Origin of the sequence: Massilia genomosp. 1 (assembly GCF_011682185.1) — a bacterium.
In the GTDB taxonomy this organism is placed as follows: domain Bacteria; phylum Pseudomonadota; class Gammaproteobacteria; order Burkholderiales; family Burkholderiaceae_D; genus Telluria_A; species Telluria_A rubra.
On record NZ_WHJF01000034.1, the window covers coordinates 49,629 to 59,478 of the forward strand.

Consider the following 9,850-nt stretch of genomic DNA (forward strand, 5'->3'; position numbering starts at 1 on the left):
CACGAGGAAAAAAGCTCGGTACAAGTTACCAGCGTTACATCGAACGCGCTGATGGCCGCAAACTTCAACACCGCCAGTCCCGTACGAACCGCAATCGAACAGTATTCAATTGCCTGAAACGGGATTTTGCACATCGCCCGGATAAGCGATCGCGCCGCCTGTTACGATTGAACATTTCCAACCCCTGGCACACGCCTGTCACCAACGATGAAAATCAGCCTGAACGACCAGATCCAAGAAGCCGAAGTCATCGCCCTGTACCGCGCCAATGAATGGTCCTCGGCCGACAAGCCCGAGCAGCTGATGGCCGCGCTGCGCAACTCGCACAGCCTGGTCACCGCACGCGAAGATGGCGTTTTGGTCGGTATCGGCAACGCCATTTCGGATGGCCACATGGTGGTCTACTATCCGCATTTCCTGGTCGATCCGGCGCACCAGCGCAAAGGTATCGGACGCCTGATGATGCAGGCGCTGTGCGCGCACTACGCCGGCTTTCACCAGCAGATGCTCACAGCCGACGGCGACGCCATCGCCTTCTACGAATCGCTGGGCTTTGAGCGCGCTGGCCGCACCGCGCCGATGTGGATTTACGCCGGTACCGAGCACTGAGCTACCGCCCAGGGCGCCCTTCTTCAATCCAGGCTTGGGTTTCTTTCATGCCGAGCCGGTATCGCGCACAGTTAAAATCGGCCAGGATATTGAGTTCCTGCGTGAGCAATTCCTGGAACCTTGGCGCGTCCTCGGCGGGCAATTCCAGGGAAGCTATTGCCTCCGTCATTGGTTGACGGCGTCGGACCACCGATCCCACCGCTTCGCTGAGTGCTTCGCGATACTTCACGCGGAACGGATCTGGCGCATCCAGGGCTCCCGCCACGGCCTGGTATTTGGTTTGGGAGCGCCGATAGGTCCATTCGAAGAGGTCGACCGCCATCGAGACATCGCACGCCTCATACACACCCATCATCGCCAGCGCATAATCCTCACGGTCCACATCCAGAAACGACAATGGCGCCTGGTTATACAGCATCAGCGGAATATTGGCGGCGATCCGGCTCACGCGTTTATTGCCGTCCTCGAAAGCCTGGAGGTACGCCAGGTTTACCCAGAGGAAAAAGGATGCTTCCAAAGGATTCTTGATTTGCTGCGCTTTCACGATGATGCGCTCGAACATCTCTTCCAGCACTGCCGGGACTTGGGGCGGAATATACGTACTGCCGCTGATGTTGACTACTTTCGTGCGGATTGTGCCGAGTGAGGCAGCATCGACCAGGAGATCGTGCATGAGTACGGCATGCACATTGCACACCAGGCGGGTGTTGAGTCCTTGCAGGGGAACCGCCTCCACAATGAACTCGATGGCCGCTTTGTGATTGAGCAGCATGATGGCGTCGCTGTCGGTCGCGGCAGCGCCGCTTTTGAACAGCCTCTCCGTATCCAGAAGGGTGTAGCGATTGCCTTCGAGACGAGAGGAGGACCACGACAGGTCGATGAGCAATTGCTCCAGCACTTTACGGGCATACGTTCCCGCCGGAAGCCGGCCGGGGAGGTGGCCGAGCGCAACCAGTTCGTCCGCGAGTTCAGGAGACAGCAAGAAAGTATCGTTGGGCTTGTAGTTGTCGACAAATTCCCGGCGATACGTGACGGGGGTGCGTGCAGCCACAGGCCGTGCCAGTTGTTGCCGGAGCTGCAGGCTGGCGGCGCTCCAGCGGGGACCGGCGGCGGTGAAAATGGCGCTGGCCGGCATTGGTGTTGTCGCCTGTTCAGGGACAACAGGAGCACTGCTTGTCAGCCGGCGATATCGCGTTGCGCGGCCCTTGCTCGATACCTCGACCTTGCCAGCTGCCGCCAGTCGCGACAACATTCTTTTCACCGTAGACCTGCTTGAGCCAGTGGCGTTGACCAGCTGGGACGATGAGACGTACTCGTTCCCAGCCGTGGCAATGTTGCCTAAGGCTTGCAGCAGAGCTTCCGGGGTCAGATGATCTTTACTTAGCATTTTGGTGCGATCTATGGGCCGATTCTACCCAAATTTGAGCCAGCTTCATCAAAATCGGCTCATTTTTCTTCAACAGCGGCCCAAATTTCGTAGAATCAGCTCAAATTTCAGCGTATCGGCTCAAAATTGTCAGTATCGGGTCAAATTTCTCGGAATCGGCTCAAATTTCCGTATATCGGCTCAAATCACATAGTATCGGCCCATAGTTCCGAGTTACGGCTTAATCGTTCCTGCCGGCGTAAGCTGAGGTCGTGGTAAATCACGACCATGTTGGGACAAGACCGCTGCCGCCTTAATTCGGCCCTCCCGAGCGCGCCACCCAGTCGACCAGCGCATCGAGCACCGCGCGGCCCTTGCCGTTGCCGATCAACTCGCTGTTGATCATGGCCACCACCACGCATTGCTGCCCGCCGGCATCGCGCACATAACCGGCCACCGCCACCACATTGCGCAAGGTCCCGGTTTTCAGGCGCGCGCGCTGGGCCGCCGGGCTGTCGGCCAGGCGCCGGCGCAGGGTGCCGTCCACCGCCGCGATCGGCAAGCTGCTGATGAATTCCGGCGACCAGTTGCTGCGCAGCCCCGCCTGCAGCACGCCGCCCATCTGCACCGCGCTGATGCGTTCGATGCGCGACAGGCCCGAGCCGTTTTCCAGCACCAGCCCGGCATCGTCGATGCCGCGCGCGCGCATCCAGTCGCGTACGGTACGGTCGGCGCGCGCCACCGTGGTTTCGCCGGGATTGGCCGCCAGCGGGCGGCTGCCCGCCACCGGATCGGCTTCCAGGCTGCCCAGGGTCAGGAACACGGTGCGCGCCAGGGTGTTGTCGGAACTCTTGTTGTAGTCGCGTACGATCTCGGGCAGGGTGCGCGAGACGTGCTCGGCCAAGAGGCGCGTGGCCGGCGGGCTGGCCGCTTCGACCGTGTCGCCCACCAGCACCCCGCCCAGGCGATGCCAGGTGGCGCGCAACAGGCGGTCGAGGTAATCCTGGCGGTCGAGCACGTTGACCCGGTAGGACTTGGCGCAGTGTTTCGGAAAACTTCCCTTGAGAACGACCGTGATCTTGCCAAGCCGGTCGCGCTGCACGTCAGGCTGCTTCCAGCCGTTGGCCCAGCTGCCGCAGTCGGCGTCGACCAGGGTCATGGCCGAGCTCACCGTCACGCCCTCGAGCGCCGGAGTCGCCGCCACCGCCACCGTGCCGGCGCCCGAGCGCAGGTCGAGTTCGAGCATGTTCTTGTTGACCATCAAGGCGTCTGGAATCACGTTGGTGTAGGCCTCGGGCGATTCGTCGAACGGTGGCGCGCCGACATCAAGCCGGGCCGGGTTGAACAACTGGCGGTCCAGTACCAGGCGGCCGTCGATCTTGCGGATGCCCTGGTTGCGCAGCGCTTGCAGCATGCGTTCGAGCACCTCGCCGCTGAAATCGGCGTCGGCCCCGCCGCGCAGCACCAGGTCGCCGCGCAGCACGTCGCCGCTGATGCTGGCGCCGCTGCGCAGTTCGGTGCGGCCGCGAAACGCCGGCCCCAGTTGGTCGAGCGCGACCATGGTGGTCACCAGCTTCATGGTCGAGGCCGGATTGAGCGGACGCTCGGCCAGGTGCGACAGCAGTGTCGTGTCGCCGCGCAGCACCAGCGCGCTCATGGCGTCTTCCGGAATGTTGGCATCGAACAGCAACTGGCTGACCGGCGCCGGTAACTGGGCACTGGCGGCGTGTGAAAAAGCCAGCAGCACGGCGAGGGCGAGGGGACGCAGCGTCTTGATATTCATAGTCAGCCGAAGAACAGGTAAGCGACGAAGATGGCCGCGACGATGCCGGCAAAGTCGGCAATCAGGCCGCACGAAATCGCGTAGCGCGTCTTGCGGATGCCCACCGAGCCGAAGTACAGCGCCACGATGTAGAAGGTGGTGTCGGCCGAGCCCTGGAAGATGCAGGCCAGGCGCCCGACGAAGGAATCGACGCCATAGGTGGTCATGGCGTCGATCATCATCGCCTTCGATCCGCTGCCCGAGAGCGGCTTCATCAGCGCGGTCGGCAGCGCCGGGGTGAATTCGGTCGGCATCCCGAGGTGGATGAAAATCCATTCCAGCCCGCGCACCACAAAGCCGAGCACGCCCGAATTGCGGATCACGCTGATCGCCACCAGCATCCCGACCAGGTAGGGAATGATGGTCAGCGAGGTCTGGATGCCGCCCTTGGCGCCTTCGATAAACGCTTCATACACGTTGACCTGCCTGCGCATGGCGCCGAGGATGAAGATGATGATGATCGAGAACAAAATCAGGTTGCTCGACACGCGCGAAACCAGTTCGATTTCCGGCTTGCTCAGGTAGTTGGTGAAAAAGAAGATCAGCGCGCAGATGGCCGCCGTCATCCCGCCCAGCCAGCCAATCACGACGCGGTTGAGCAGGTTGATGCGCTGCTTGATCGACACCACGATGATGCCGGTCAAGGTCGCCACATAGGTCGCGATCATGCAGGGAATAAAGATATCGGACGGGTCTTTGGCGCCGAGAATCGCGCGCTGGGCCATGATGGCCAGCGGAATGAGCGTCAGCCCGGAGGTGTGCAGTACCAGGAACATGATCTGGGCGTTGCTGGCCGTATCCTTGTCGGGATTGAGCGTTTGCAAGCTTTCCATGGCCTTCAGGCCGAACGGCGTGGCGGCGTTGTCGAGCCCGAGCAGGTTGGCGGAAAAATTCATCACCATGTGGCCGGTGGCCGGGTGGTCTTTCGGCACATCGGGAAAGATGCGCGAGAAGAAGGGCGAGATGACTTTGGCCAGCCAGCCGATGGCGCCGGCTTTTTCGCCGATGTTCATGATGCCGAGCCACAAGGTCATCACTCCGGCCAAGGGCAGGGCAATATCCATCACCGCCATCTTGGCCGAGTCGAAGGTACCGTCGACGATCTTCTTGAAAATCTCGGTGTCGCCGAGGAAAATCCACTGCGCCAGCGCCGCCAGGAAGCCGACCAGGAAAAAGCCGGACCAGATGTAATTTAATGCCATGTCGTCATCGTTTCGCGTTAGGGAGCCGGTGTTTCAGCGAGAGTATAGGCGCAGGTTACCGCGATTTAAGCAAACCATGCAGCTTGGCTATGTAAAAAGCCGGCAGGCATCGCCTTGGCCTATCATACGCACCGGACCACGAGGACTTGCCATGACGATTCGCCGCCTGATAGCTTCCAGCGTTGCAGCCCTGCTGCTGCTCGGCGCGCCCGCGCATGCGGCCGAGAAAGTCCTGCATACCCTGCTGACCACCAGCGAAACCGGGCTCGACCCGGCGGTGGCGTCCGACATCGCCACCCTGAGCCTGCTTGAAAACCTGTTCGACCCGCTGCTGCGCTACGACTACGCGGCCCGGCCGGTGGCCCTGGGCGGCAATGCCGCGCTGGCGCTGCCCGAGGTGAGCGCGGACGGCCTGGTGTACACCTTCCGCCTGCGTCCCGGCATGCTGTTCGGCGCCGATCCGGCCTTCAAGGGCCAGCGCCGCGAAGTCACGGCCGCCGACTATGTTTACAGTCTCAAGCGCCTGTACGACCCGGCCCTCAAGTCGCCCTGGCTGTTCCTGTTCGAAGGCAAGCTCAAGGGCGACGCCGCGCTCAAGGGCGCGTTCAGCGACACTACCGGGATTGCCGGCTTGCAGGCCCTGGACCGCCACACCCTGCGCATCACCCTGTCCGCCCCCGACAGGAATTTCCTGTTTTACCTGGCGATGCCGGCGTCAAGCGCGGTGGCGCGCGAGGTGATCGAGGCCTATCCGGGCCAGGCCGGCAACCATCCGGTCGGCAGCGGCCCGTTTCGCTTGGGCGAGTGGAAGCGCAGCGACAAGATCGTGTTGCTGGCCAACCGCGACTGGGGCCTGACCCGGCACGGGCAGCGCCTGCCCTTGATCGACAAGGTCGAGGTGCGCATCGCCGAGGAATTCCAGGGACGCATGCTGGGATTTTTGAGCGGCGAATATGATTACCTGGAGCAGGTGCCCGAATCGCTGACCGACATGGTGATCCGCGACGGCCGCCTGAAACCGGAACTGGCCGCGCGCGGCATCGTCCTGACCCGCTTTCCAGTGTTGCAGACTTATTATATGTGGATGAACATGGACGACCCGCTGCTGGGCGGCTACGGCAAGGACAAGGTCGCCCTGCGCCGCGCGATTGCGCTCAGCTACGACAGCGCGGAAGACATCGGCCTGCTCAAGAAAGGCTTCGCCCTGCGCGCCGAGTCGCCCTTGCCGCCGAACGTGCTCGGCTACGATCCGGCCTACCGCACGCCGGTGCCGTACAACAAGGCGCTGGCGCAGGCGCTGCTGGAGCGCTTCGGCTACCGCCAGCGCGACCCGGACGGCTTCCGGCGCGGCCCCGACGGCCAGCCTGTCACACTGACCATGCACAGCGAAGCGACCGTCGGCGGGCGCCTGCGCGACGAGCTGTGGCGCAAGAACCTGAACGCCATCGGCCTGCGCGTGGTGTTTCGGACCGACAAGAAGACAGAAATCATCAAAGCCTCCCGCCTGGGCAAGGTGCAAATGTTCGAGAGCAACTGGATCGCCGATTTCCCGGATGGCGACAACTTCTACCAGCTCTTGTACGGCGCCAACCGTGGCCGCGCCAACTATGCGCGCTTCAACTTGCCGGCCTATAACGAGCGCTACGAACAGGCACGCCTGCTGGGCGACTCGCCGGCGCGCCAGAAACTTTATGGCGAGATGAATCAATTAATCCACGCCTACAACCCGTGGGTGCCGCTGAGCCACCCGCTCTCTGCCGACCTGCAACATCCGTGGTTAAAAAACTACAAGCGCCATCCTGTCGAATTCACCACCTGGCGCTACCTCGACATCGATCCGGAACAGCGCCGGCGCGCCAGTAAAATGGCCCGGTAATGCAAGATGAATACCGGCGCCAGCCATTCCATGAAGTTATAGTTGCTTCAGGAAATTTCATTGGCTGGTCCAGCGCGCAGCGCGTAGGCTCGTCCGATTCATGACGTCTTGCCAAGAATAGTAATGTATGCACGCAGTGCATGAGAAAACCCAAGGAGAAACCGTGAAGTCAGGCAAGCTAGCGCAAGCGATCGCCCTGATGTGCGTGGCCGGCGGCGCCGCCGCGCAGGCGGCCGACCAGCCCATGGCGCGCGTCGACATCACTGGCAGCAGCATCAAGCGGATCGCCCGCGAAGGCGCCCTGCCGGTCGAGGTGATTTCGCGCAAGCAAATCGAAGCCCAGGGCATCGTCAACGCCGAGCAACTGATCGCCACCCTGAACATCAACGGCAACGGTTCCGACAACCTCGCCAGCAACGCCGACGTCACCTCCGGCTCGCAGCGCGGCAACAACGGCGCATCCTCGGCCAACCTGCGCGGCCAGGGCGCCGACAGCACCCTGGTGCTGCTCAACGGCCGCAGGGTTGCCACGGGCGGCTTCGGCGACTTGCAGGAACAGGGCTTCAATCTGCTGTTCGCCTTGTCCACCGGCGAAAACAAGGCCTTGCGCGGCGACCAGCGCGACTTCGTCAATACCTTCCAGCCCGACCGTGGCGTCTCGGTCGACACGCGCGGCACGCCCTTCGCCAACGTCTTCGCGACCAGCCTCGGCAACACCATCTTCAGCCGCGGCAGCAATACCGGACCGCTGCGGCGCGGCACCACGCAAGCCTATTCGGGCGTCAGCCTGCTCGACTTGCCGGGCGGCGCCGGCTGCGCATCGATCGACGGCATGGGCGCCTACGACGACAAGCTGTGGGACACCCCGTCGGGCGGCCTCGGCTGCGCCTGGGATACCGGCCGCGCGGCCGTGTTGCAGCAGCTCGTCAAGAACAGCAACTTCGTCACGCGCGCCACCATGCGCCGTGGCGGGCACGAGTTTTTTGCCGAACTGGTCGGCGCCAAAACCGAGGTCGCCAAGCGCTTTTCGCCGAACCAGGTCTCGCCCAACGCGGCCACCTTTCCGGCCAGCTCGTTTTATCCGAGCACCGGCGCGGCCTATAACGAGGTGTTCAACGCGCTGGTGGCCGAGTTCCCCTCGATCGAAGCGAACCGCGGCTTGCCGATCGCCTACCGCTGGCGCTGCATGGAATGCGGCGACCGCGAAATCGCCACCGAAAGCCGTGCCGGCCGCCTGCAACTGGGCGCGGACGGCCAGATCGGCAAGCTTGACTACAAGGTCGGCGCCGCGCGCGCCACCAGCGAGTCCGAATCGACCCTGGGCAAGGGCTACAGCTACACCGCCCCGCTGGCGGCCGCGCTCGGCAGCGGCTTGATCAACCCCTTCCTGAAAGCCGGCGAGAAGCAGTCGCAGCAGGCGCTCGACCTGATCCGCAACGCTTCGGCCGCCGGCGTCGTGCTGTACGGCGGCAAGACCACCCTGAGCGCCTTCGACGCCGCGCTCTCGGGCGAGGTCTATACCTTGCCGGCCGGCCCCATCATGGCCGCCGTGGGGACCGATATCCGCAAGGAAGAATACACATTCAACGGCGACCTGCGCAACATCGCCGAGCCATCCTCAACGCGCCGTTCGACGATGTCAATGTCCTGCCGCAAGTGAGCCGCGACATCCGCGCCTTCTACGCCGAGGTGCTGGTGCCGCTCACCAAGGAACTCGACATCACCGTGGCGGCGCGCCAGGATCATTATTCGGGCTTCGGCAACACGCTCAATCCCAAGGTATCGTTCCGTTACCAGCCGACCACGCAGTGGCTGTTCCGTGGTTCGTATAACGAAGGTTTCCGTGCGCCCTCGTTCAACCAGTTATTCAACGGCATCACCGAATCGACCTACGCCGGCAAGGACCTGGCCGATCCGGGCAAGTGCGCCAGCGGCAAGGTCGACACCACCCGTCCCGGCTGCGAATCGATCGGCCCGCTCATCTACACCGGCGGCAAGGCCAAGCTGGGGCCGGAAACCTCCAAGCAGGGCACCGTCGGCGTGGTGTTCGAGCCGTCCGCGCGCTTCTCGGCCAACATGGACATCTGGGAAGTGCGGCGCTTCGAGACCATCAAGGAAGTCGACCTGCCGCTCATGCTGGCCAACTACGAACTGTTCAAGGACCAGTTCGCGCGCGATGCCGCCGGCAACCTGGTCGCGATCGACCGGCGCTGGCTCAACACGGGCGCGGCGATTACGCGCGGCATCGAAGTCGGCGCCCGCAGCAATGGCAAGCTGTGGGCCGGCAACTGGGCGGCCGGCGTGGATGGTTCCTACTTGCTCAAGAAAAAGAGTAAGCCCTTGGAAACGGCGCCCTACAGCAAGGATGAAGTCGGCGTGTTCAGCTTTACGGGCGACCTCGGCCTGAAGTGGAAGCACACCGCCTACCTCACCTTCGCCAAAGGGCCGTGGAGCGCCATGTTGCAGAACGTGTATCGCAGCGGCTACACCGACCAGGTGCTGCCGGGCGTGGCCAGCGGACGCATCGTGCCGTCCAATTACCAGCCTAAAGTGGACGCGTACTCGATTTTTCATGCCAGCCTGAGCTACACTGGTGTGAAAAACCTGAGCTTGACGGTCGGGATCAAAAACCTGTTCGACCAGGATCCGCCATTCGCCATCGCCTACGACGGCAATACCGGGGCCGGCAGCTCGTGGGAACCACGCGTGGCCGACCCGCGCGGGCGTTCGCTGACCTTGATGGCCAATTACAAGTTCCTGTGATGGTCCGGGCGGGGGGGGGCTGCGCGCCGGCCGCATGCTTGAAAGTTGAAAGTTGAACGTTGAAAGTTGAAAGCATGCATGCCCCCTAGTGTAGTGTTGCATTCTCAGTGCTTCGTATTGAAATATCGCGGATGAGGCGCTATTCTTGTGCATCAACCAGGAGAAAGCTAATGCGAATTGCGACGGAGATTGTGCTTACCCAGGACGAGCAA

General features: G+C 62.6%; 7 protein-coding genes. 4 read left to right on the forward strand and 3 right to left on the reverse strand.

All coding sequences use genetic code 11. From position 1 onward, the window contains the following. The first annotated feature begins 207 nt into the window (after positions 1–207). Positions 208–609: a GNAT family N-acetyltransferase gene (locus F1735_RS15020; protein ID WP_167237685.1), complete on the forward strand. Its 402-nt coding sequence runs from the start codon at positions 208–210 to the stop codon at positions 607–609. 1 nt (position 610) lies between these two features. Here the strand turns inward: F1735_RS15020 and F1735_RS15025 are convergent, their stop codons facing one another. The 3 genes from F1735_RS15025 to F1735_RS15035 all read right to left on the reverse strand — a co-directional run bounded on the left by F1735_RS15025 (position 611) and on the right by F1735_RS15035 (position 4,999). Next, a complete protein-coding gene (locus tag F1735_RS15025; RefSeq protein ID WP_229505789.1) occupies positions 611–1,861 on the reverse strand; it encodes a Fic family protein in 1,251 nt (416 codons plus the stop codon). A 427-nt stretch (positions 1,862–2,288) separates the two neighbouring features. Beyond that, positions 2,289–3,758, reverse strand: coding sequence for a D-alanyl-D-alanine carboxypeptidase/D-alanyl-D-alanine endopeptidase (gene dacB / locus F1735_RS15030; protein WP_167237687.1), 1,470 nt, complete (start codon positions 3,756–3,758; stop codon positions 2,289–2,291). 2 nt (positions 3,759–3,760) lie between these two features. Further along, entirely contained in the window at positions 3,761–4,999 is a 1,239-nt protein-coding gene (locus F1735_RS15035; protein ID WP_167237688.1) for a nucleoside recognition domain-containing protein, read from the reverse strand. Between the two features lie 151 nt (positions 5,000–5,150). Between F1735_RS15035 and F1735_RS15040 the strand changes: the two genes are divergently transcribed. The 3 genes from F1735_RS15040 to F1735_RS36525 all read left to right on the forward strand — a co-directional run bounded on the left by F1735_RS15040 (position 5,151) and on the right by F1735_RS36525 (position 9,638). Beyond that, positions 5,151–6,875 carry an ABC transporter substrate-binding protein gene (locus F1735_RS15040; RefSeq protein WP_167237689.1) on the forward strand — a complete coding sequence of 575 codons (1,725 nt, stop codon included), beginning with the start codon at positions 5,151–5,153 and terminating at the stop codon, positions 6,873–6,875. Positions 6,876–7,038: 163 nt separating this feature from the next. Further along, a complete protein-coding gene (locus tag F1735_RS36520; RefSeq protein ID WP_373888527.1) occupies positions 7,039–8,535 on the forward strand; it encodes a TonB-dependent receptor plug domain-containing protein in 1,497 nt (498 codons plus the stop codon). Next, on the forward strand, positions 8,532–9,638 hold the full coding sequence (locus F1735_RS36525) for a TonB-dependent receptor domain-containing protein (RefSeq protein WP_373888528.1): 1,107 nt from the start codon (positions 8,532–8,534) through the stop codon (positions 9,636–9,638). Before F1735_RS36520 ends, F1735_RS36525 begins: the two co-directional genes overlap by 4 nt. Positions 9,639–9,850: the final 212 nt, after the last annotated feature.